Genomic DNA, 24,436 nt, shown 5'->3' with positions numbered 1-24,436 from the left:
ACTCAATTCACTGCCGCAGGAAGGATTCCATCACATGACCAAGTCATTTTGTTTAACCATCAGCCGGATATGGCCGCAAGCACTTTCCCTTAAAACCCCATCACGCGCATTACTTGCCGCATTCGGTTTATGCGCTGCGCTCATCATTACAGCACCCGCCTTTGCCGCACCCGCAACCGGTGAATTCGTTGCCGACAAACGCTGTGAGCTATTTCAATCGAAAAATAAGCAGACGAATCCAGACCAATGGCAGAGCAATATTGGTGAGCGCTACCCTGTACTTGAAATCCTCGGCAATAGTGCTAAACCTGATTGGCTAAGAGTGCGCACCAATGCGGTGAAGTCTCCCATGCGTTGGATCAGCGGCGATTGTGGTCAATATCTATCTAATGTTGCTGACAGTAATTTATCAACACCTGCAACGGCGGCGGAACCGGCGCAAACCACCACGGCATCGGACATCAAAGCAAAAAGCCGAGATAGCCTTAAAGAGCATGGTACCCCAGAGAAACGCCAAGGAAATCAATGCCGAATCGGCGGTGAATTTGACGCCAACGTGCTGGCATTAAGCTGGCAAAGCACCTTTTGTGAACTCTATGGCCGCCGTAAAGCCGAATGTCGCGCCCTCAGCCAAACGCCAGAATCGAGCCAATGGCAACACTTCAGCCTGCACGGACTGTGGCCGAATAAACAACAATGCGGCACGCGATATGGCTATTGCAGCACAGTCAAACTGCAACCGAATGATTTCTGTACTTATCCAGAGTTTGAACTGAATCCATCGGTGCGCAAAAATTTAGAAGAAGTCATGCCAAGCGCCCAATATGGCACCTGTTTAGAACGCCACGAATGGTGGAAACACGGCACTTGCCGTAGCCAAGACCCTAACGAGTACTTTTTATTGGCAACCCAGCTGACCCAAGCGGTCAATGCCTCGGCATGGGTACAAAAATTTATTCATGACAACATAGGTAAGAGTGTCAGTAAAAGTGAGTTAAACCAAAGTTTTGATAGCAGCTTCGGTCAAGGCGCTCACACTAAAATGAGTCTTGAATGTGGCAAGGGATTACTGAGTGAAATCCGCATTAACTTGCCCGAAGTCATTAAAACTTCTGACTCCTTACCTAGCCTACTCGCCAAAGCCAATAAGGCCTCAAAAGGCTCCTGCCCTGAAACAATCATGATTGATAACGCTAATTAAACAAATAGTTAGACAAATAAAAACGGCGATTTAGCGTCGCCGTTTTTAACCTTAATGACAGTCCTTAATATGGCTGTCACATCTGATTAAGCTTGATCACCGCAAAGGTAGCGCCTTGGGCGTCAGCAATGACAGAAAATCGTCCCACATCAGGGATATCACTAGGCGGAATGCACACTTGCGCGCCTAAGCTTTGGGCTTTCTCAGCAAACGCATCGCAATCCGCCACCACAAAATAGAGCAGCCAATGGGGAGAGATATCGCCCCATTCGGGCATTATCGTCATCATACCGCCGATGGATTGCCCATCAACTTGCCACTCAGAGTATTCGATGTCTGGCATATCGCTGGGCGTGTTTGTCCAAGGGAATATTTTGCAGTAAAAGGCTTCTTCAGTACGCGGCTCTTTGCAAGCCAGCTCAACCCAGCAAAGGGTATTGAGTTCACCCTGACGGCGAGCACCTATGTGGTTCTTCGCTTGCCACAGTGCAAAACGTGCGCCTTGTGGATCGCTCACCTGCGCCATCACGCCCGCATCTCCCACAATATGCGGCCCCATGTGCACTTGGCCGCCCGCAGCTTGAATCGCTGCAATGCTGGCATCCATATCATCCACGGCAAAGTAGACACGCCAATGACTGGGGATCTGCGACTCAGACTCAGGGATTTGGTACATGGCGCCTAAATCATCACCTGCTAAATTGAATAGCGAAAAATGACCTTCTGGGATAGGCATGTCAACTGAGTTCCAACCAAATAACGCTTGATAAAATGCCTTAGCAGCTTGCCAATCGTGGCTTGCGAGTTCAACCCAACATGCATGTCCTTGTGCGTACTGAGTAATTTTCATCATTGGCTCCTTCATTTTTACAATCATTCGAGTTAAGCCTGAGTTCGGGCTTCTGTCCAGTATCGGGATAAAAAAGATCTGCAGGATTAAAACTCAATGGCCAAATACAAAAAAGCCCTCACGCAGAGGGCTTAAATCATCGAAACAAATTAAGAATACTGAGGCAGTAAATTTGCCATCGCGAGCAGATGACAAGCACCCGTGACTATGCCAAATAGCACCACAAGAATAATCAGCGGCGTACCGCCTATCACTCTAAAACCTGTGCTCTCGGGGAATAACTGCCGTGATTTATAGGCCATCAGCGCCGGGACGATTACCGCCCACACTGTCGCCGCTAATGCCGCAAAGCCAATCGCCACTAAAAAGCCGTCGGGGAACAGTAATCCTAAAATCGTCGGCGGCACAAAGGTCACTAACGCGGTTTTCATCCGGCCAGAGCGCGAATCGTCAAAACCAAACAAGTCGGCGAGATAATCGAACAAACCTAAGGTCACCCCTAAGAAAGATGAAGCCACGGCTAAGTTAGCAAACAGGGTCAACATACTGTTTAACCAGCTACTCGCCATCACCTCAGACAAAGCGCCCACCAACACACCCATATTGCCGCCTTGGGCAATAATGTCGATAAACTGGCTGCGGGGAATATTGCCCATAGTCGCCACTAACCAACAGGCATAAATCACCAGTGCGATAAAGGTGCCGACGAAAATCGCCTTGATAATGGTGGAGGAATCTTTGCCGTAATACTTCACTAAGCTGGGAACGTTACCATGGTAGCCGAAGCTGGCGAGACCAAAGGGCAGCGCCGCCCACAGATAAGGTGAAAAGCTGTTATTACCATCAGGTTCGAGCAACTTAGTCACATCAATTTCGATCAATAAATTGCCGACCGCGAGGAAGAAGGTAATGATCATACCGCCGAGCATAATCGTGGTAATCCGATCCACGGCTTTAGTACTGATCAATACTATACTCGCCAATACTATGGCAAACACCAGCCCTGACACGCTTTGCGGTAACTCAATTCCCATGCCCTGCAAGCTGTGATTCACAATCGAACCACCGCCGCTGATATAGGCATAAGTCAAAATATACAACACGAAAGCAATAGAAACGCCGTTCACTATCCGCCAAAACTGCCCAAGAGTTTGCTTGCTTAAGGTATCGAAGCTAGCACCGGGTTCGAAATGTAAATTGGTTTCGAGCAACAATAAGCCCGACATCAACATGCAAAACCAAATGCCCAATAACATCAAAATCGAATAGCCAAACCACATACCTGCACCGACCACGGGCAGAGAAAACATCCCAGCACCTACGGTCGTGCCAGCAATAATCATGGCACCACCAAGCAAGGACTTACCTGCGGGCTTATGCTTAGCCGCATTCATATGATTTGCCATTAAACTGTGTGCTCCGCGGTGACACTCGCCACTATCGTTTGTCTCACTGACGGACGTAATAAGCTATTGGCCTGATCTCGTATGCGATTAATATTGGACTTATCTTCACTATCCGCCAGATATCCCAATTCTTTAAGCTTCACGCTCAAAGTACCGTAGAGTTTTTTATCGTAGAACTCAGGCGCGGTAATGCCATGTAAAGCCCCTAAACGCTGGGCGAGTAAATGGCTCTCAGACTCAAGTTCTGAGCGCTCCATCTTAGGTCTGTTCGCTAACAGATTGAAAATAATAGCGTAGCGTTGCAAAGTTTCACTCACTGAACTGGCTAACAACAATAATTGGCTTGAGTGCTCAGGCACGACAGCTAAAGTATCTGTCTCAACCACTAAACCTTGCCCAATCAGGAAATCCAGCACTTGCTCAACATAGGCTGGTAAGTCTTTAATTCCCATGAAGAGTTCGGCTTTCAGCAGTGGATAAAAATCGGCAACGATTGAAACCACTTGCTGGCGCAGGATCTGTTCATTGTGGGTTAAACAACTCGCAATTAATGAAGGAACAATAAATAAGTGAATGATATTGTTACGATAGTAAGTCATAGACACTGCCTGACTCGCTTCGATAGACACTATTTCCCCTAAAGGATCGGCACTAACAACAAACTTGTTCAGCTCTAAACCTTGCTGCACTAAATGCTTACCATCACCTTCCGCAACAGATGTATAAGAAGTGTAAGGCACTTTTTTGAGTAGGGTCAGATACAAATCAAGCTGACGCTCCAGCAGACTACGTTCTAAGGCGTTTTGATCTGTCGCCAGTAAGACTAAGCTAGTCAAAGTCACCGAACTCGCGGCTGCGGCATCATTGATACGCGTCATCACCCGATTAGCCAGCACGTTTACCGCTGGAGTTAACCAACTTGGTTTCTGCTCGGGATCATCGGCCAACTCAGCACGCCAGTTTGGCGCACGCTCATTTAAGAAATTTTGTAAGGTAATAGGCTCGCCAAAATTCACGTAACCTTGGCCAAAATTACCTAATTTGCGAATGGCACCGAACACCTGCCACACAGATTCTTTTTTCTTTTTCTTACCGCTTAACTCTTTATGGTAAGTCGCCACTTCCATCACATGGTCATAGCCTAAATACACAGGCACAAGTGTGACAGGACGTTCAATACCGCGCAGTACGCTGTTCATCGTCATGGCGATCATGCCAGTTTTCGGCGCCAACAGACGGCCAGTACGTGAACGGCCACCTTCGGAGAAGTATTCCACCGAATAACCTTTAGCAAACAGCTGATCTAAATACTCACGAAATACTGCGGTATACAGCTTGTTGCCATTAAAACTACGGCGGATAAAGAAGGCACCACCGCGACGGAACATAGGTCCCGCGGGCCAGAAGTTGAGGTTGATGCCAGCAGCAATGTGCGGCGGAACCATGCCTTGATAATACAAAATATACGATAACAGCAGGTAATCCATGTGGCTGCGATGGCAAGGCACATAAACAATCTCGTGGCCATCGTGATGCAGCTGGCGAACTTGCTCGGCGCCTTTAATGTTGATCCCGCTATAAAGCTTGTTCCACAACCAAGTTAAGAAACGCTCGGCAATACGCACTAAACTATCTGAGTAATCGGCTGCTATTTCATCGAGGTACTCAATAGCCGTCTCGCGCGCTTGGGTCTCAGAAATCTTTTTACTGGCGGCTTCTTCTTGAATCGCTTTGCGCAGCGACTCAGATTTGAGTAACGAATGAAACAGTGCTTGGCGGTTTGGCAGCACAGGCCCTGTCATTACCTTACGTTGACGACGGAAATGCACGCGCGCAACCCGTGCTAACTTATGGGCAATCCCCATGTCGGTGCCATGTTCGTCAGCCATGTAACGCAGGGATACGGCATTCGAAAACTGCACGAAGTTATGTCGACCTAAGAACAGAATCATCAAGCACTTGCGCAGCCAAGTCGGGTTTTCCCGCTCAAATACGGCCGCCTTCATAGTGTCGTCTTCTTTCCCTGGCGTTCGACCCCAATACAAGCTCACGGGCACAAGTTGAATATCCAATTCAGGACGTTCCTTATGCACGGCTAACAAACGCATAAAGCATTCGAGGAAAGGCTCATTACCAGCACGTTCGCCAAACAGTGGCTTACGTCCTTGAAGACAGACAACCCGAGGCGCAGTCACACCATTAGCCACTAGAGGCTCATAAGGGCTTGGTAAACCTAACTTAGCCGTTATTTCGCTCAAAGCAGCTATGTCACTGAGAGATTCTGTTTTCATCACATAAACAAGGGGTCTGGAAGCATCCAGATTCAGATCGGCAAAGGGATCCTGAGGTACCACAATAGTGTGCACTAAGTGTTTTTGGATCCAACGTAATGATTTCAACCAAAGAGAGTCGTGTTTAGGCATTATTCTTATGCAATTAAGTGCGTTTACTAGCCCGATAGAATACCAGACTATGGGCAATATTCGCTAATTCTCTCCAACATAGCTAAAAAGTGGTTAATACTTGCGCTGCAAATAATACTGTATATACTAACAGTAACTGTATAGAAAAACAGGAAACACCATGAGACCTTTGACGCCACGCCAAGCTGAAATTTTAGAGCTAATTAAACGAAATATTGCCGATACTGGCATGCCACCCACTCGGGCAGAAATCGCAACCCGTTTAGGTTTTAAGAGCGCCAATGCGGCTGAAGAACATCTTAAAGCGTTGGCAAAAAAGGGCTGCATTGAGATCATGCCAGGCACATCTCGAGGCATTCGTCTGCCTGCGGAAATCGAAGATTTGACTGAAACAGGTTTACCGCTCATCGGCCAAGTGGCCGCGGGTGAACCTATCCTCGCCCAAGAACATGTTGAACAGTACTACCAAGTCGACCCAAGCATGTTTCATCCCGCCGCCGATTTTTTACTGCGAGTAAAGGGCGACAGCATGAAAAATATCGGTATTCTCGAAGGTGATTTGCTGGCAGTTCATAAAGTAGAACAAGCTAGAAATGGTCAAGTGGTTGTCGCTAGAGTCGATGACGATGTCACTGTTAAACGTTTCGAAAAAAAAGGTAATGTAGTCTATCTACATGCCGAAAATGAAGATTACTCCCCGATTAAAGTGGATTTAGGCTTCCAAAGTTTAACAATTGAAGGACTCGCCGTCGGTGTGATCCGTAATGGAGATTGGCTATGAATAAACTACTTGGCAATGCCCCCCGCCATCCGGGCCTGTGGCTCGATGAAGTCCGTGATGCTGACTATGACTGGCACCATGCGCCCATCGCCTGCATGCCAACTAAGACTCAAGGTCGCCAAGAATTAATTCATCTGAGTGCACAACTCGCTCAGTTAAGCCAACAGGGCCGTTGGTTAGTGCTCATCAACCCTCCAAGTATTGGCTACAAGCAAATGCTCGCCAGCGCAGGTGTGCGTATGGATAGAGTTTTGCTGGTACATGCTAAAGATGAAGTCGAAACCCTGTGGGCGATGGAGAAAGCCCTAACAAGTGGTACGTCCAGTGCAGTCATTACTTGGACTCAATCATTGGATGCGCGGGATAATCGACGCCTACAAATCGTGGCTAAAAGTGCCCGAGCTATGGGCATAGTGCTTGAAGACGTAAACAGTCACTTACATGCCGACGTACGCATTGAGCAAGGCAATCTCTTCGGTCAGCAATCTTTTTTTAGCGCTGTACACTAAATATTCATTTAATTTTTACCTTGAAAGCCGCCTCACCTATGAATGTGAGGCTTTTTTTTGGCAATTTTTCAGATAATTAGATAAATAAGTGATCTTGATCAATATTTAAACAGCAAGTATGGTTGGTTAAGTCGGTGATGATATATCACCTTCCGTGGTCAATGAATCGAGTATTTATCGAACTCGAAGCGCCACTAAAAATAGAGAACAGATTTATTTCAGCAGTATGTGCCAGCGTGGCTAATTACCAGCAGTAACAATACTTGATTAAAAGTAACAGCCGCCAACGCACGTTGAAGTCAAAAAAGCTTTTTTGGGAACTGAAGAGTTTGCATAGAGTTGAGACTTACTGTGTTGCTCTTCTTTGTAGTTGCTATTCGCAATTGGCAGAGGAGAAGTCTTGTGAAGCAATTGTTGTATTGTTTACTCGTGGTGCTTTTCGCACCACCGTTGACCGCCGCGGACATGCGGTTCAACATGACCCCTGGCGTGACCGAGATCAGTGGCAAGGTTTATCACTTGCACATGACCATCTTGTATATCTGCTGCGCAATAGGCCTAGTGGTCTTTGGCGTCATGATTTACGCCATGATCAACCACAGAAAATCCAAAGGCGCTGTCGCGTCCCACTTTCACGAAAGCACTAAAGTTGAAATCGCTTGGACGATTCTGCCATTTATCATTTTGATCTTAATGGCGATTCCAGCGACAAAAACTTTAATCGCAATGGAAGATCCCAGTAACGCCGATCTCACCGTAAAAGTCACGGGTTCCCAATGGAAATGGCATTACAGCTATTTCGATCAAGATATTGATTTTTATAGCATACTTACAACACCCAGAGCACAAATTGAAGGCACCGAAACCAAGGGTGAAAACTATCTATTGGAAGTCGATAAACCGCTCGTTCTACCGATAAACCGCAAAATCCGCTTTCTGATGACTTCAGAGGATGTCATACATTCTTGGTGGGTGCCCGCCTTTGCCATTAAGAAAGATGCCAACCCTGGATTTATCAATGAAGCTTGGACTCGCATCGACAAACCCGGCATTTACCGCGGTCAATGCGCCGAACTCTGCGGAAAAGACCATGGTTTTATGCCTATCGTAGTACAAGCGTTACCCGAAGCCGAGTTTGAGGCTTGGGTCACAGAGCAAAAACAAGCCGCAGATGCTGCGGCTGAAGCCGCTCAAGCCGCTTTATCACAAACCCTAAGTAAAGAAGAGTTGATGACTCTAGGCGAACAAGTTTACCTCGGACACTGCGCAGCCTGCCACCAGCCCAATGGCGAAGGGTTGCAAGGCGTATTTCCGCCCCTTAAAGGTAGCCCGATTGCAACGGGACCACTCAGCGGTCACCTTGAAATTGTGCTCAACGGTAAAACGGGTACTGCCATGCAAGCGTTTAGTAAGCAATTGACTGCACAAGAAATCGCGGCAGTGACTACCTACGAGCGTAATGCTTGGGGCAATAATACTGGCGATGCAGTGCAAGCCAAAGACGTCAACGAGTACATGAACGGCAATTCTGCACAAACATCCGCCGCGGTACCAAGCGGTACAACCCCGACACCCGCGCCTGCAAAAGACGTCTCAGCTGCAGTAGATCCCGCAAGCCTCCCCACACTCCGCCATGACGCCCTCATGGCCGAAGGTGAAACTGTCTACGCGACCTTCTGTGCTGCCTGCCATCAAGTGACAGGTGCAGGAATACCACCCGCCTTCCCCGCGCTAGTGGGTAGTGCTATCGCCATTGGACCAGTCGCCAATCACATCGATATTGTGATGCTCGGTAAAACAGGCACGGCTATGCAGGCATTTGGCAAACAGCTTAGCCCACAGCAACTTGCAGCAGTCATTACCTATGAACGCAATGCTTGGGGCAACAATACCGGCGATACAGTGCAACCTGCTGATATCGCAAGTCATGGACAGTAGGGGATAATGATGAGCACAACGACTCAAGATCAAACCGCAGCCCATGATGACCATCATCATGGTGCGCCAAAGGGCATCATGCGCTGGCTGCTAACCACCAACCATAAAGACATAGGTACTTTGTATTTATGGTTCAGCTTCATTATGTTCTTAACCGGTGGCGCTATGGCCATGGTGATCCGCGCTGAACTCTTTCAACCTGGATTACAATTGGTCGAGCCCAACTTTTTCAACCAAATGACAACTGTTCATGGGCTGATCATGGTATTCGGTGCGGTAATGCCAGCCTTTACAGGGCTCGCTAACTGGCTGATCCCTATGATGATAGGAGCGCCCGATATGGCGCTGCCACGGATGAATAACTGGAGTTTTTGGATACTCCCCTTCGCCTTCACTATCCTTCTCAGTTCGCTATTTATGGAAGGTGGCGGACCTAACTTTGGTTGGACCTTCTACGCACCACTATCAACAACTTATAGTCCAGATAGCACGGCGCTCTTTGTATTTTCTATTCACATCATGGGGATAAGTTCGATCATGGGCGCGATCAACGTGATTGTGACCATAGTGAATTTACGCGCGCCAGGCATGACATGGATGAAGTTACCATTGTTTGTCTGGACTTGGCTTATCACGGCATTCCTACTGATCGCGGTTATGCCCGTACTCGCGGGCGCTGTGACTATGGTGCTGACCGATAAGTTTTTCGGCACGAGTTTCTTCGATGCGGCTGGCGGCGGCGATCCTGTGATGTTCCAGCATATTTTCTGGTTCTTCGGCCACCCTGAAGTTTACATCATGATCTTGCCGTCCTTTGGCATCATCTCTGCCATAGTCCCAGCCTTCAGTCGTAAACCCTTATTTGGCTATGCATCCATGGTTTATGCTACGGCTAGTATTGCAATTCTGTCGTTCCTCGTGTGGGCGCACCATATGTTCACCACAGGTATGCCAGTGTTTGCCGAGCTGTTTTTCATGTATTGCACCATGTTGATTGCAGTGCCAACAGGAGTGAAAGTGTTTAACTGGGTTGCCACTATGTGGCGCGGCTCACTCAGCTTCGAAACGCCCATGCTGTTTGCTGTAGCCTTTATCATACTCTTCACTATTGGCGGTTTTTCGGGATTAATGCTCGCCATTACACCCGCCGACTTCCAGTACCACGATACTTATTTTGTTGTGGCACATTTCCATTATGTACTCGTAACTGGTGCGATTTTCTCCATCATGGCAGCGGCCTATTACTGGCTACCTAAGTGGACGGGGCACATGTACAACGAACGACTGGGACAATGGCATTTCTGGTGTTCGGTGATTTCAGTCAATGTGCTATTTTTCCCGATGCATTTCCTTGGGCTGGCAGGAATGCCAAGGCGTATCCCTGACTACTCGATTCAATTTGCCGATGTTAATCAAATCGTCTCGATTGGTGGGTTCGCCTTCGGCTTATCGCAATTGATTTTCTTAGTATTAGTAATTAAGTGCATCCGTGGCGGCGAAAAAGCCCCCGCTAAACCTTGGGAAGGTTCCGAGGGTTTAGAGTGGACATTGCCAAGCCCTGCACCTTACCACTCCTTCACGACACCACCTGAGGTGAAATGAAATGGCAACCCAACACCAGCAAGATAAACCTAAGTCAAATCGTAAACTTATCAGCATGTTAGTTATCGGCTGTATTGGAATGTTTGGCTTTGGATTCGCGCTGGTGCCGCTCTACGATGTGTTGTGCGAGCAACTCGGTATCAATGGAAAACCCTCCAATACCGCGAGTAGTTATCAAGCAATCACAGTAGATACAAGCCGAATAGTGACTGTGGAATTTATTTCTCAGGTACAAACAGGCATGCCATGGACATTTGCGCCACAAACCAAACGGCTCGAAGTTCACCCTGGCGAGCTAATCCATACGGCATTTTTGGCGCGCAATATGTCCGCTAAAGCAACGATTGGCCAAGCGATACCTTCAGTTTCGCCCGGCCAAGGTGCCGCTTATTTTAATAAAACAGAATGCTTTTGCTTTAATCAACAACCCTTAGCGGCGGACACTAGCGCTGAGCTGCCGCTCATTTTCTATGTGGATCCTCAGTTACCTGAGTCTATCCACACTCTGACACTCTCTTACACTCTCTACGACATTACCGACAAGCAGTTAGCGTCTGCCATAGAGCAAGGAGCTGCAAAATGACAACGAAACATCAAACTTACTACGTTCCATCCCAAAGTGTCTGGCCTATTGTAGGCGCCATTGGCTTGTTCTTAATCGCCTCTGGTGCAGGCCTTTTCGTGCAACAGTTGAAATCAGGTGCATCCGGTGGCGGTTATGTGCTGCTGGCTGGGATAGCTGTGATCCTATTCATGCTGGTGGGTTGGTTTAGAACCGTGATCCAAGAGTCGATGGCAGGGCTCTATTCTAGCCAAATGGATCGATCGTTTCGCCAAGGTATGAGCTGGTTTATTTTTTCGGAAGTCATGTTTTTCGGGGCTTTTTTCGGGGCACTATTTTATGCCCGCATGTTCGCAGTGCCTTGGCTCGGTGGCGCATCGAATAATGCCATGACCCACGAAGTGCTCTGGCCTCAGTTTGAAGCTATTTGGCCGCTCATTACTACGCCAGATGGCACTAAAACCCAAGCTATGCCATGGACTGGACTGCCATTAATCAACACTATCGTACTGCTAACCTCCTCAGTTACCTTACATTTCGCCCATGTCAGCCTAGAAAAAGGTAAACGTTCTGCCATTACTCTCTGGCTTGGTATCACCATACTCTTGGGTATGGGTTTCCTTGCCTTACAGGCAGAAGAATATATGCATGCCTACCGGGAAATGGGACTCACTCTGACCTCTGGGATTTATGGCAACACCTTCTTCCTGTTAACTGGCTTTCACGGCATGCATGTCACTCTGGGGACTCTCTTTTTATTCGTGTTGTTTTTCAGAGTGTTGAAGGGGCACTTTAGCGCAGATAAACATTTTGCGTTCCAAGCGGGGAGTTGGTATTGGCACTTTGTGGATGTGGTCTGGCTGTGTTTGTTTATTTTCGTTTACGTTCTCTAGTGCTTTAGTAAGGCGTGGGATTGGGGCTAATTAACCCAGTCCCTAAGGCCACCAGCAATAACAAGATAACGAGCACGGAGAAAATCACTCGCCGACCAAGATAACGGCTCATAGGCACTTTTTCATCACCTTTCACCATAATAAACAAGGCGCGACCTAGATTAAAAATGATGAATAGCAACAGCAGAACTAAGACCAACTTAAAAATGAACAGGCTATTCATACAATATCCTCATGTTCTGCTGAATAAATTAACGGTTTTTCTACTGATATTGACTGTGGCTGTATTAACTATATTGGTCAAGTTGGGTTTATGGCAGTTAGCCCGTGGTGAAGATAAAACGACGCTTTCAGCCCAAATGGAAGCAAGGCAAGCTTTGCTGCCATTAAGTTTTGAGCAGCTCCAACTCAAGGTCGGCAAAGAAGGCGTAACGGGTTATCGACTGCAAGTACGCGCCACTCCCGCAAGCTCACAAATCTGGCTGCTGGATAATCAAATCTATCAAGGTCAAGTGGGCTATTTAGCCTTTCAACCTCTGCAAGTAGAAGTTGAAAAACCTTGGTTGCTGGTCGAGTTAGGCTTTGTTGCCGCTGGATCCCATCGGGATGAGTTACCCCACATCACTCCCCTAAGCGGGGCATTAAATATCGAAGGCAGGCTTTATCAAAAGCAAATCAATCCCTTGAGCCAAGCTTTAATGGCAGAAACAGGGACAAGTATTCGCTTTCAAAATTTAAATATGCCCGAAATGGCTAAGGTATTAGGGCACCCAGTGTTACCTGTCGTGTTGCAACCAGAGCAATTACCTTCCCTCACATTGCCCCATCCTTGGCAACCTTTCCCACTGTCAGCACAAAAACATTGGGGCTATGCGTTGCAGTGGTTTTCGATGGCAGCCGTATTTGCAGGGCTAATGCTGTGGCAAGGGATTAAATATGTAAAACGCCATAGCGCCCAAACAGTCGCAAACTCAAGGAGCAAATAGGGAAATTCGTACCATACTTAGCAAGACACTAATAAAACTAAATAAATATAAAACAATAAATTAGGAATAATTTGAATGAGAGGAGCAAGCATGAACTCCCAGAACAAATCTAAACACAAAGCATTAGGGCTATTACTGCTGGCGTTTATTGCCCCCGTAGTGATTGCTAAGCTAGTGCTGAGCCTGAATTTATACCATGGCGGAGCCACCAATCATGGCGAGCTGATCAGTCCCGAAACCAGTTATGCCAGCCTTGGGGTTGAAAATTCTAATCCCAAAGAATGGCAACTACTGTATTTATTGCCCGCCAAATGCAACGATACTTGCCGCGAACGCCTGTATATTTTGCGCCAAAGCCACACAGCGTTAGGGCCAGATCAGGCGCGAGTAGAACCGCTCATCCTCACCCATCCCGACAGCGATCTTAACGCCTTAAGCGCCTTTCACTTCAACACTCGCCCCGCCAATGCAGACTTAAGCAAATGGTTAGATGAACAGCAGCTAATCATAGTCGATCCCTTAGGCAGCTTAGTCCTGCGCTACCCTCAAGTGCAGGGCAAAGAAGCACATTTAGCTCAAGGCAAGGCGCTGATTGCGGATCTGCGTAAGTTGTTAAAACTGTCGAGGGTAGATTGATGCAACTAACTTGGATCCTACGCTTAACCTTAGTCTTTACCCTATTGGTGATTTTAATGGGCGCTTACACCCGCCTATCGGATGCAGGGCTCGGCTGCCCCGATTGGCCAGGCTGCTACGGCCATATTAAAGTGCCCACCCAAGACCATGAAATCGCCCATGCGCAAACTATATTCCCAGATCACGATATCAATCCAGAGAAAGCTTGGCTGGAAATGATCCACAGATATATCGCAGGCGGACTTGGCTTACTGGTGTTATTCATCTTAATTTTGTGCTTACAAACACCGGAAGCACCCAAAAAGTTGCCGATCATCATAGTGCTGCTGATCCTTTTTCAAGGAGCGCTAGGCATGTGGACTGTGACCATGAAACTCATGCCAATAATTGTGATGTCGCATCTTATTGGTGGCTTTAGCCTAATCTCGCTGCTGTTACTCCTTTACCTGCGAACCCGACCTCGGCGTATATTTAATAGCGAAACCCATGCTCGACATCTCGCACCGTTAGCGTTGGTGAGCCTATTCGTCCTTGTGGGTCAGATTATGTTGGGCGCTTGGACATCATCGAATTACGCGGCGCTCGCCTGCACCTCTTTACCCATCTGTGAGGGAAATTGGGTAGATAACTTAGCAATAGCCGAGGCATTTTCACCGTTTCAAGGCCAACACCCTAGCTTCGAATTTGGGGTGCTCGATTACCCTGCACGAATGACTATCCACGTAGCCCACAGAATTGGCGCTATCGTCACTGCCAGCTTGTTACTCGTGCTCGCCTACCGATTATTTGTGGGCGCTACGGGACTTAAGGCTTTAAGCCTTTTATTAGTGGGACTAGTCATACTACAAGTGAGCTTAGGTATTTCTAACGTAGTGATGCATTTGCCACTCGGTATTGCCGTGTCTCACAACGGTGGTGCGGCACTACTGCTACTGACCTTAGTCACAATCAACTATTTTTTATGGCGCAAAGCATAAGCGAGGGATCCAAGATGGCAAAACCACTCTCAATCACCAGTAGCCTGCCCACTTTCAGCGTAACATGGCGCGCCTATTTTGAAATGACCAAACCTAAAGTGGTTGCACTGATGCTGCTCACTGTCTTAGTCGGCATGTGTCTTGCTGTGCCCCATGCGGTCCCCGTTCAACCTTTAATCGCCGGTATGCTGGGTATTGCTATGATGGCGGGTTCAGCGGCAGCGTTGAATCATCTGATCGATCGCCGTATCGATGGCTTAATGGCACGTACCTATAATCGCCCGCTACCCAAAGGGCGTATTTCGGCAACCCGCGCGTTAATTTTCGCCGCTAGCTTAGGTAGTTTTGGCTTTATCGTCTTATATTCCTTAGTCAATCCACTCACAGCTTGGCTGACCTTTGCCAGCCTGATTGGCTATGCCTTGGTTTATACTGCCTATTTGAAACGCGCAACATCACAAAATATTGTGATCGGTGGCCTTGCGGGAGCTATGCCACCCTTGCTGGGATGGACGGCAGTGACGAACGAATTTCACGGCCATGCGTTATTGCTAGTGATCATCATTTTTACGTGGACGCCGCCACATTTTTGGGCACTGGCCATTCACAGACGCGCCGAATATGCCAAAGTAGATATTCCCATGCTGCCAGTCACCCACGGTGTCGAATTTACGAAAACCTGCATCTTGCTCTACACAGTATTGCTGGCGATTGCTTGCCTGTTACCTGTGCTGGTTGGTATGTGTGGGCCTGTGTATTTCGTCAGCTCGAGTTTACTCAGTACGGGATTTATCTATAAAGCATGGCAACTTAAATATCGGGATCATGATGGCTTAGCGATGCAAGTGTTCCGCTTCTCTATCTACCATTTAATGTTGTTATTTATGGCATTACTGCTAGACCACTATTTGTGGAACTAGTGTATGGAACGAGTTTGTCGCGCTAACCTGTATTTATGGAGCGAATAATGCAGAAAATAATTTTAGTCATCGCCATTTTGTTGTTCGGTCTTGGCGGCCTATTTGCGGTGAAATTTAATCCCCCAAAACCTATCGAGTTAGAGAGCGGTTTTCTGTTTCCACAGGCCTATGAATTAGCGCCCTTTGAATTGGTCGATCAACACAAGCAAGCTTTTACCAATGCCAGTTTGCAGGGAAAATGGAGCTTATTCTTTATCGGTTTTACCTTTTGCCCCGACGTTTGTCCTACGACCTTAAATAAACTCGCGGCGGCTTATCCCGATCTAAACAAGATCGCGCCATTGCAGGTGGTGTTTCTATCCGTCGACCCCAAACGAGATACACAGGATAAACTCTTAACCTATGTAAATTTTTTCAATCCAGAGTTTAAAGCGGTAACGGGTGAACAAACGCAGATATTTCCCCTCACCCGCAGCTTAGGACTCACTTATGCCATGGTGGGTGAAGGAGAAAATTACCAAGTCGACCATAGTGCGGGTTATGTTTTGGTGTCGCCGCAGGGAACGCGAGTTGCGGTATTTAAACCTACGGCAGCGTTAGGCAAACCGCCGCAGGTATTAAATGATAAATTAATTAGCGATTTTGAAAAAATAGTGGCGCAATACAAACCTAGCCGCTGATCACTCTTTGATCCAAGAGCCATCGTCCTTTGGCCTTACCCAAGGCTGAGAAAACCAATAGTAGCCATTGCGCGCCTTACTCGGCGCTGTGCAGTTATAACGCGATCGCCCCGCGGGCAAGGCTAAATCCGCTTGAACACTAAACTCGTTTTCATTGAGCCAAGTCGGCTGTTTTGAGCCTTGACCTTGGATGTAACACATCACTTGCTTAGCAGAGATATCACTCATATCGAGGGTCACTTTAAGCTCAGGACGCCAATGGCCACCCTTTAACTCAGGATCACTTGGGGTTTGTGCAATCACAGGCATATTTAAGCTGTATAACTTTGCCTTAAGGCTTTTTAGGTCTGCATATTGTCCAGCAACGGGGAAACGCGGCAGGGCCGTTAATGGCGAATAGGGCCCCGCGGCACCGGACTGTTGCCCAAAAGCGACAAAGCCGTTCTCAGTTAACATATCCTGCAACGCTTGATTGTACTCACCGTAAGGATACGCCAGCATTTTAAAATTGTGCCCAGTGGCATCTGCAATCGCTTTTTCTGTATCTAAGATATTGGCTTTTATCCGCGCGAACCACTGCGCCTGTGATTCGTTTTCTAAGGCGCGGATCAAATGTTCGTGCGCCCAACTGTGGTTAGCAATATCGGCGCCTTCCTTGGATAGTGTGATGAGTTCATCCCAAGTCATCATCTCGGTAAACTTTTGTTTAATCGGCTCAATTGCCACAAACAAGGTGTAGGGGAATCCAAATTCCTTTAGGATAGGATGCGCCGTAGTCGCTATACTGCGATAACCATCATCGAAGGTAATTGCGATTGTTTTAGCGGGTAAATCTTGTTTTTGCTTGATCGCTTCAACCACTTTAGAAAGCGGGATCACCTTAAAGCCGTCATCGACGAGAAACTGCATTTGCTCACGAAATTGCGCGGGCGTAACGCTGGTTGCCGCCGGAGTGGTTTCTGACACATGGTGATATTGCAGAATGACCACGGCATGGGCAGAAAACGTCATTAGCCCTATGAGTGCCAACAGCACACGTTTAACCATAATGTGAACACCTCTGAAATTAATGAATACTGCTAAATCAACTTGGCTCGACCTCATGCTCAACGGCGCGAAAAATCGCCAGTTACTAGCGCTCGCCCTGCCGATGATACTCTCCAATATCACTATCCCGCTGTTGGGCTTAGTCGATACGGCTGTTATAGGTCATCTGAGTGAGGCCTATTATTTAGGGGGAGTCGCTGTCGGGTCAACGATTATCACATTAATCATTTGGTTATTGGGATTTTTGCGTATGGCGACGACAGGTTTAGTCGCGCAAGCCTTTGGTGCTGACGATCTTCACGCCCAGCACAAACTCTTAGTCCAAGGCGCTATGCTAGCGATGTTATTGGGCGCAGGCGTTATCGCACTGCAAGTCCCGATATTGAATTTAGCGTTAGGATTATCCGAAGCGAGTAGCGAGGTCGAACGTTATTGCCGCGAGTATTTTCAGGTACGGATTTGGTCAACGCCCTTCGCCCTGCTCAATTTAGTGATGTTAGGTTGGCTCTTAGGGCGACAACAACCTAAAGCCGCCATGTGGCAGCTGATTTTAGCCAACCTTGCCAATATTATCCTCGATGTGGTGTTTGTCCTCGGTTTGGGTTGGGGCGTTAAAGGCGCTGCCCTCGCCTCAGTATTTGCCGATATCACCGCTTTCTCAGTCGCACTCACTATGGTGTTACAACAACTCAAGCGTGCACCAGAGTTTCACTTATCCCACCTATTCCCCCATGTCACCCTGACTGGTTATGGCAAATTACTGAGGCTCAACACAGATATTTTTGTCCGTAGCCTCTGCTTGCAGGCAGCTTTTGCCTTTATGACATTCCATGGTGCAGGTCTAGGTGATAATACCGTTGCGGCCAATGCCGTGTTATTGAATTTACTGCTATTAATCTCCTACGCTCTAGATGGTATAGCCTATTATGCCGAGGCAGAAGTCGGTCGAGCCTATGGGCAAAAACAGGCAGAACAATTAAGGGAAGCTGTGATCTTAGCTTGGTGCTGGTCGGCCATAACGGCACTAGGATTCTGCGCTGTATTTAGTCTTTTTGGCAGTAATATTATCGCGTTATTGACCAGTATTAATGAGGTCAGAGCCACTGCGCAAACCTATCTTATCTGGTTAATATTCTTGCCTTTATGGTCCTTTAGCTCGTATTTATTCGATGGTGTTTACATAGGTGCCGCTAAAGGAAAAGTGATGCGCAATAGCATGATACTCGCCACCTTTGGCGCGTTTTTCCCAACATGGTATTTACTGCAGCAGCTATTACTACCAGAGCAAGGCAACCATGCCCTCTGGGCCGCGATGAGTGTCTTTATGATCGTCAGAAGCCTAACGCTCGCAGGGCATTATTATTTCAGTCAGGCCTTTTTACATAAATAAATCTGTAAAGACAGTAGTTTACTAATCTCAAAATCATTATTATGTTGATTTTACAATTGTAACGAAGATGTGAATCGATAATGAAAAGGATTTTACCGCTGCTATTGCTGTGGCTATGTAACTATACGGTTGCCAACACTGCGCCACAATTACCCGTTGAAGCCTTTGCAAGCATCCCAGATGTTAGCTCTGTGCAGCTCTCGCCTAATGGCAAAAAAATCGCTTCTGTTGTACGGGTCGATCAAGCCAAACTCAAAGGTACTGTCGTTAGTATCCAAGATATAGAAACAGGCGAAAAAAGCATTCCGCTGCACACGGATAACCAAAAATTTGTCATCCTGTCTCTGCAGTGGGCAAACGATAATATCTTACTGATCAGTGCTAAGTTTCCGGCTAACCGTTACGGTACACCTACAACCGAAACCCGCCTTGTTAAGTATGATTTGACCACGAAAAAGACCTCGAGTGTCCTTCCGCGCAGCGTCTTAGACCGTCTTAATTGGATCCCGCAACATCAGGGGCAAATTATCGATCTTATGCCAGATGATCCCGATAATATTTTACTGTCATTAGACGGAATGGGCGAAAACGTAGGCGAAGACAGCGTTCTGAAAGTCAATTTAGCGCAGGGGAAATCCAGTTACACCCAAAATGCTAAAAAGAAGATTATAAGTTGGATTACCGACAGGCAGCACAAAGTCCGAATTTCTATCTACAACGATGATACTGAGTACCGTATTTATGAACAGGCCGAGCAAAAGAGTGATTCACGCTTGCTTTGGACCTTTAAAGCCTTCTCTGAGGACACGGTTTGGCCATTAGGTTTTGATGCAGACCCTAATATCCTCTACGTTCGCGCCTATCACCAAGGTTTCGAAGCCATTTTTAAAGTGAACCTGACCGACCCTAATCTTAGAAAAGAGTTAGTTTACGCCAATGAAGCAACTGACGTCGAAGGGGATTTACTCTACTCGCAATTAAAGAAAAAAGTCATTGGTATCAGTGAAGGCGACGGCGAGGAATACACCTTCTGGGAAACAGAATATGTCGGACTACAAAATGGTCTTAAGGCTGTATTACCCGATGCTCACAACTATATTACTCAATTCAGTGCAAATGAACGCCGCTACATAGTGTATTCCACCAGCTCGACCGAGCCTGGCACCTATTATTTCGGCGATAGGGACGAAAAAACGTTATATCCCATCGCGAACAGATACGGCAAGCTCAATAGTGAGCTACTCGCCAACACCCAACATCTAACTTACGAAGCAAGGGATAAGCTCAAAATCGATGCTTACCTAACAGTACCAAAGGGACTCGAAGCCAAACAGCTACCGACGATTATTTTCCCCCATGGCGGCCCGATCAGTTATGACAGTAACGACTTTGACTACTGGGCACAGTTTTTCGCTAATCGTGGTTATGCGGTATTTCGAATGAATTTCAGGGGGTCGGCAGGTTACGGCTATGAGTTTATGAAGGCTGGCCTAAAAAGCTGGGGTCTCGAAATGCAAAACGATGTTGAAGACGGGACTCGTTACCTAATAGCTCAAGGGATTAGCGATCCTAAACGCATTTGTATTGCCGGTGCGAGTTATGGTGGTTACGCGGCCTTAATGGGGGCTGCTATGACTCCCGATCTTTACCGTTGCGCCATCAGTGTAGCTGGTGTGACCGATGTGGCCTACCTAGTAAAATCAAGCCGCAGACATACCAACTATGAAGTGGTTAAAGAGCAAATAGGAGATGATCTCGATGCCCTCTATGAGCGCTCACCTATCAGTAAAGCAGATAAAATTAACATCCCAGTATTACTGCTACATGGCGATAAGGACAGAGTCGTTAAGGTTCAACATAGCAGAGAAATGTATAACGAGCTCAAATCACTAAATAAACCAGTGGAGTATATTGAGTTGGAAAATGGTGATCATTACCTAAGCAATAACGACAACAGACTCGCGACGTTTAAAGCCTTAGATAAGTTCTTAGCTGATAATCTCAACCCTAAGTTATAACTGAACAACTGCACTTAAAGCAAAAGCCAAATATAAAAAACGCGACTCTGAGGTCGCGTTTTTCATTCAGCTTAACAAACAAGATTAAGCGTAAGAATGTTCACCATGTTGGTGATCTGTCACGTCACGTACGCCAGTCAACTCACCGGGGAACATGTCTAGCAATTGTTTTTCGATACCATCCTTCAGGGTGATATCAACTTGAGAACAACCGTTACAACCACCGCCGAACTGCAGTACAGCCACGCCTTCTTTGGTAATTTCAACCAGCATGATATTACCACCATGGCCAGCTAACTGAGGGTTGATTTCAGATTGGATCACGTATTCGATACGCTCGACTAAAGGTGCATCACCTGACACTTTACGCATTTTTGCGTTAGGTGCTTTCAGCGTGAGTTGTGAACCTAATTGGTCAGTCACAAAATCAATAGTGGCATCTTCAAGGAAAGGTGCACTCTTCTCATCGACCATAGCATTGAAGCCAGTGAACTCGATTTCAATATCATCACTTTCCACTGCATCCGGTGGACAATAAGACACACCACACTCGGCTTGCGAGGTTCCTGGACTGATCACAAATACGCGAATATGAGTGCCTTCAGGTTGATCTGCTAACAACTTAACAAAATGGGCTTGAGCCGCATCGGAAATGGTAATCATGAAAACCTGCTCCGTCAGGGGATACCTGAGTGTTTTAGTAAGAATTAGCAGTATGATACTCCGACTCACCTTCGCTTTGTAGTCCTTTGGATAGCAAGTTTATGGATTTTTGCCATAGCGATCACGATTTATTCATCATAAACAAGCTTTAAACGAATGTGTTGTACGCGAGTGAACTGCATCATTTACAAACAAAAGCGACCCAATTGGGTCGCTTTAAGCCAGACATAAAATACAAACTATTTAGCCGCTTCTTGTCCCGCGATACGACCAAAGACAATGATATCAGTGTAAGCATTACCACCGAGTCGATTGGTTCCATGGGTTAAACCAGTCACTTCACCCGCAGCAAACAAGCCCGGAATCACCTTTCCTTGTTCATCAAGTACACGAGTACGTATATCAACCGCTAGTCCACCCATAGTATGGTGCACAGAAGGTGTCGCCTTTAAAATCCAATAAGGTCCTTTACTTAAATCAACCAATCCTGAGCGATGATTAAAGGCTTCATCCTTTCCTGTTGCGGCATAACGATTAACGTCTTTAATCGTTGATAACAGCTTATCTTCAGGAATATTAAAGACTTTAGCAGCTTCTTCTAAGGTGTCGACCTTATACATTAGCCCGTCTTTTGTGAATTCCTTCAGTTCACCTTGATGCATTTCAACAGTATGGGCAACATCTTCAATAGCTTGGTTCCAGAGCACATAAGTATAACGGCCTGGTTGGGCTAGAATGGCCTGTGAAATCACATCTCGGCGTTCCAATTCTTCAACAAAGCGCTCACCCTTCTGGTTGATTAACACCGCACCAAAGAAGCGAGAGTCTGCAATCAAGGCAATCGCACCCGAGGTTGGGCTACAAATAGGATATGACTGGATATATCCCATATTTTTAGCTGCCGCATGTATTTTTTCTGCCATCACAATACCGTCACCAGTACCACCTGAATGACCAGTGCTGCCATAACGTTCATCTAACTCTGGGTTATATTTTTTACGCATTTCCATGTTAGACGAGAAGCCACCTGTGGCAATCACAACACCGCGTTTTGCATAGTAGGTTACCGTTTTGCCATTATGAATCGCTTCTACACCCACAATTCTGCCCGTTTGATCTTGAATTAACTTTTCAGCCTTAGTATTGGTATGAATTGGTAAGCCAACTTCTTCAGCTTTAATAGAAAACTTGCTGATCACCTCTGCTCCGGTATGACCTTTAGGGATAAGCGCACGTTTCACGCTGTGTCCACCAAACTGAAATAATTGATCTGGGTAAAATTCTACTTTGACGTAATCCCTTAACCACTCAGCAGCATCAACCGCATTATCGACCATGGTCTTAACCATTTCAGGGTCACCTTTGAAATCGCCGCCTTTTAGCGTGTCGCTAATAAACAGCTCTTTGCTATCGGTAACTCCCATATTTTTTTGCACCCAACTACCGGCCACATTCATCTCAGCGCCAGAAATCAAAGAATTACCGCCGATAATAGGCATCTTTTCAATAATCACTGCACTTCGTCCCGCAGTCATAGCCTCTAAACCAGCACTGAAACCTGCACCACCCGAGCCAATAATCACCACATCATAGGTATATTCTGCTGGCGTTAATGCTTCATTTTTTTTAGCTGAAGCGACAGCGACTAACGTAACACCTGCGGCTTCAATACTTTTACCCACAGCTTCTTTAAGCGCTTTAGACGTTACGGTTGCGCCTGCAATACCGTCAACCTCGATAGAGTTATTATCAATAATCGCCTGTTTAACATCTTTAAATACGGCACCAGCAAGGACTTTATTTTCCTTTTGCTTTAGTACATCAATCGCCACAATGTGTCCGTCTTTGAATGTGGTTTCGACCTGCACTTCGCCATGCTTGCCTTGAGCGGTTCCCTGGCTTTTTACTATTTGATGGGTAACTTGGCAGCCGACAATAATTGCTGTTGCCGTGGCAGCAATACCAATAATGGATTTTTTATAATGCATTACAATTCCCTTATTATTTTTAATGAAAACTAGAACAGCACCAAATTAAATGAGATTCTACTTATCAAAAATTCAACCTATTTGATAAACCGTTAAAACTGATAACCAACAGATATACCGTATTCAATCCCATCATTATATTGCGAACCCCAGCTATCATAATGGGTGATATATAACTTTGAAAATATTGAATCTGTGAGGCTTGTTTGTAATGTTGTAATTATCTGATGGCCATAGCTGTCATATGAAAATAATTCTTGATGCGCTGCATCCCTATCAATTTGTGCTTCATAATTCAAACTTAAACTATGTTTTAACCCTAGCAACTCAAATGGGTACTTTGCATTTAAAACCACGGCATAACCTGACAGATCATTAAACTTCTCTGATGTGGGGGAAAAGCTACCAATGGTATAATTTAAACCGACACCATAGTTTAGTGATAAATTTTGAATTTTTGCATTATGGGTAATACCTAAGTAAAGATTATCTTCAACTAGCGTTTCACTCGCAGAGATAAAGTTCTGAGTCCAGAAGTTGAACTGCGACTCTCCCAGCTTATTTTCAAGTATCAATAATGACTTAATGGTAGTTTTACCATCAAGGTTCTTCTGATTTTCCGCGATTTCAGCAGGGTTTTCGAGCTTAAGATTAGCAAAGTAAGTACCCCAATCAGCAATTCCCAAATGATTCAACTTTACAAAAGGTTGATTAAAAACACCTGGGTTATCATTTTTTGCGTCACTGGTATAAAACTTATAACCTAAATCCACGCTCGTTTTATTAACATCAGCATATACTGAACCACTAAAAACAATTGCACTGACTAAAATAGATGCCACACTTTTTTTACACATAGAGCCCCTCTCAACCATGTATTCTAGGAAGTATTTTAAAATACTTATCGACCAGTAAACTTTATATAATAAAGTTACTACGAATAGCATGATGACTATGTGATCTAAG

22 protein-coding genes are annotated in these 24,436 nt (G+C 46.2%); 14 read left to right on the top strand and 8 right to left on the bottom strand.

Annotated features, from left to right (window positions below):
• The first annotated feature begins 34 nt into the window (after window positions 1-34).
• Window positions 35-1,201 (top strand): ribonuclease T2, encoded by a 1,167-nt coding sequence (locus L5M17_RS11170; RefSeq protein WP_263147440.1) that lies wholly within the window; start codon window positions 35-37, stop codon window positions 1,199-1,201.
• Window positions 1,202-1,277: 76 nt separating this feature from the next.
• Here L5M17_RS11170 and L5M17_RS11165 read toward each other — a convergent pair whose 3' ends face one another.
• The 3 genes from L5M17_RS11165 to plsB all read right to left on the bottom strand — a co-directional run bounded on the left by L5M17_RS11165 (window position 1,278) and on the right by plsB (window position 5,880).
• Complete coding sequence (locus L5M17_RS11165) at window positions 1,278-2,051, bottom strand: VOC family protein (protein WP_263147438.1); 774 nt, start codon at window positions 2,049-2,051, stop codon at window positions 1,278-1,280.
• Window positions 2,052-2,200: 149 nt separating this feature from the next.
• Complete coding sequence (gene mtr / locus L5M17_RS11160) at window positions 2,201-3,457, bottom strand: tryptophan permease (protein WP_263147435.1); 1,257 nt, start codon at window positions 3,455-3,457, stop codon at window positions 2,201-2,203.
• Complete coding sequence (plsB, locus tag L5M17_RS11155) at window positions 3,457-5,880, bottom strand: glycerol-3-phosphate 1-O-acyltransferase PlsB (RefSeq protein WP_105250638.1); 2,424 nt, start codon at window positions 5,878-5,880, stop codon at window positions 3,457-3,459. The genes mtr and plsB overlap by 1 nt, the downstream gene beginning before the upstream one ends.
• Window positions 5,881-6,040: 160 nt before the next feature.
• Between plsB and lexA the strand changes: the two genes are divergently transcribed.
• From lexA to L5M17_RS11125, 6 genes are all read left to right on the top strand, one after another.
• Window positions 6,041-6,661, top strand: a complete 621-nt coding sequence (lexA, locus tag L5M17_RS11150; RefSeq protein ID WP_105250639.1) for a transcriptional repressor LexA — start codon at window positions 6,041-6,043, stop codon at window positions 6,659-6,661.
• Entirely contained in the window at window positions 6,658-7,170 is a 513-nt protein-coding gene (locus tag L5M17_RS11145) for a cell division inhibitor SulA (protein ID WP_131524817.1), read from the top strand. Before lexA ends, L5M17_RS11145 begins: the two co-directional genes overlap by 4 nt.
• Before the next feature lie 402 nt (window positions 7,171-7,572).
• The gene (coxB, locus tag L5M17_RS11140) at window positions 7,573-9,108 is read left to right on the top strand and encodes a cytochrome c oxidase subunit II (RefSeq protein WP_263147433.1); all 1,536 of its coding nucleotides are present in this window, start codon (window positions 7,573-7,575) and stop codon (window positions 9,106-9,108) included.
• Between the two features lie 9 nt (window positions 9,109-9,117).
• The gene (gene ctaD / locus L5M17_RS11135) at window positions 9,118-10,710 is read left to right on the top strand and encodes a cytochrome c oxidase subunit I (RefSeq protein ID WP_105250642.1); all 1,593 of its coding nucleotides are present in this window, start codon (window positions 9,118-9,120) and stop codon (window positions 10,708-10,710) included.
• A 1-nt stretch (window position 10,711) separates the two neighbouring features.
• Entirely contained in the window at window positions 10,712-11,293 is a 582-nt protein-coding gene (locus tag L5M17_RS11130) for a cytochrome c oxidase assembly protein (protein ID WP_105250643.1), read from the top strand.
• Complete coding sequence (locus L5M17_RS11125) at window positions 11,290-12,165, top strand: cytochrome c oxidase subunit 3 (protein ID WP_219256002.1); 876 nt, start codon at window positions 11,290-11,292, stop codon at window positions 12,163-12,165. Before L5M17_RS11130 ends, L5M17_RS11125 begins: the two co-directional genes overlap by 4 nt.
• A 4-nt stretch (window positions 12,166-12,169) precedes the next feature.
• Here L5M17_RS11125 and L5M17_RS11120 read toward each other — a convergent pair whose 3' ends face one another.
• Window positions 12,170-12,388, bottom strand: a complete 219-nt coding sequence (locus L5M17_RS11120; RefSeq protein WP_105250645.1) for a DUF2909 family protein — start codon at window positions 12,386-12,388, stop codon at window positions 12,170-12,172.
• Here L5M17_RS11120 and L5M17_RS11115 point away from each other — a divergent pair.
• From L5M17_RS11115 to L5M17_RS11095, 5 genes are all read left to right on the top strand, one after another.
• Window positions 12,387-13,151, top strand: a complete 765-nt coding sequence (locus L5M17_RS11115; RefSeq protein WP_263147509.1) for an SURF1 family protein — start codon at window positions 12,387-12,389, stop codon at window positions 13,149-13,151. The genes L5M17_RS11120 and L5M17_RS11115 overlap by 2 nt on opposite strands.
• A 90-nt stretch (window positions 13,152-13,241) precedes the next feature.
• Window positions 13,242-13,787, top strand: a complete 546-nt coding sequence (locus L5M17_RS11110; protein WP_198572401.1) for a hypothetical protein — start codon at window positions 13,242-13,244, stop codon at window positions 13,785-13,787.
• Window positions 13,787-14,764 carry a COX15/CtaA family protein gene (locus tag L5M17_RS11105; RefSeq protein WP_263147425.1) on the top strand — a complete coding sequence of 326 codons (978 nt, stop codon included), beginning with the start codon at window positions 13,787-13,789 and terminating at the stop codon, window positions 14,762-14,764. Before L5M17_RS11110 ends, L5M17_RS11105 begins: the two co-directional genes overlap by 1 nt.
• A gap of 14 nt (window positions 14,765-14,778) precedes the next feature.
• Window positions 14,779-15,684, top strand: coding sequence for a heme o synthase (gene cyoE / locus L5M17_RS11100; RefSeq protein ID WP_173248226.1), 906 nt, complete (start codon window positions 14,779-14,781; stop codon window positions 15,682-15,684).
• 47 nt (window positions 15,685-15,731) lie between these two features.
• Window positions 15,732-16,364, top strand: coding sequence for an SCO family protein (locus tag L5M17_RS11095; RefSeq protein ID WP_263147422.1), 633 nt, complete (start codon window positions 15,732-15,734; stop codon window positions 16,362-16,364).
• On the opposite strand, the gene L5M17_RS11090 is transcribed toward L5M17_RS11095, so the two are convergent.
• Window positions 16,365-17,411, bottom strand: a complete 1,047-nt coding sequence (locus L5M17_RS11090) for a polysaccharide deacetylase family protein (protein WP_263147418.1) — start codon at window positions 17,409-17,411, stop codon at window positions 16,365-16,367.
• A 22-nt stretch (window positions 17,412-17,433) separates the two neighbouring features.
• On the opposite strand from L5M17_RS11090, the gene L5M17_RS11085 reads away from it, so the two are divergent.
• Complete coding sequence (locus tag L5M17_RS11085) at window positions 17,434-18,801, top strand: MATE family efflux transporter (RefSeq protein WP_263147416.1); 1,368 nt, start codon at window positions 17,434-17,436, stop codon at window positions 18,799-18,801.
• An 80-nt stretch (window positions 18,802-18,881) separates the two neighbouring features.
• Window positions 18,882-20,819 (top strand): alpha/beta hydrolase family protein, encoded by a 1,938-nt coding sequence (locus tag L5M17_RS11080; protein WP_263147414.1) that lies wholly within the window; start codon window positions 18,882-18,884, stop codon window positions 20,817-20,819.
• Between the two features lie 84 nt (window positions 20,820-20,903).
• Here L5M17_RS11080 and nfuA read toward each other — a convergent pair whose 3' ends face one another.
• The 3 genes from nfuA to L5M17_RS11065 all read right to left on the bottom strand — a co-directional run bounded on the left by nfuA (window position 20,904) and on the right by L5M17_RS11065 (window position 24,327).
• Entirely contained in the window at window positions 20,904-21,482 is a 579-nt protein-coding gene (nfuA, locus tag L5M17_RS11075) for a Fe-S biogenesis protein NfuA (protein ID WP_006079591.1), read from the bottom strand.
• A gap of 239 nt (window positions 21,483-21,721) precedes the next feature.
• On the bottom strand, window positions 21,722-23,470 hold the full coding sequence (gene urdA, locus L5M17_RS11070) for a urocanate reductase (protein ID WP_263147411.1): 1,749 nt from the start codon (window positions 23,468-23,470) through the stop codon (window positions 21,722-21,724).
• Window positions 23,471-23,562: 92 nt separating this feature from the next.
• Window positions 23,563-24,327 (bottom strand): outer membrane protein OmpK, encoded by a 765-nt coding sequence (locus L5M17_RS11065; RefSeq protein WP_263147410.1) that lies wholly within the window; start codon window positions 24,325-24,327, stop codon window positions 23,563-23,565.
• Between the last annotated feature and the right edge of the window lie 109 nt (window positions 24,328-24,436).

This window comes from Shewanella sp. SW24 (assembly GCF_025653395.1).
In the GTDB taxonomy this organism is placed as follows: Bacteria; Pseudomonadota; Gammaproteobacteria; order Enterobacterales; family Shewanellaceae; genus Shewanella; species Shewanella oncorhynchi.
This window is presented reverse-complemented; position numbering and strand designations above follow the sequence as displayed.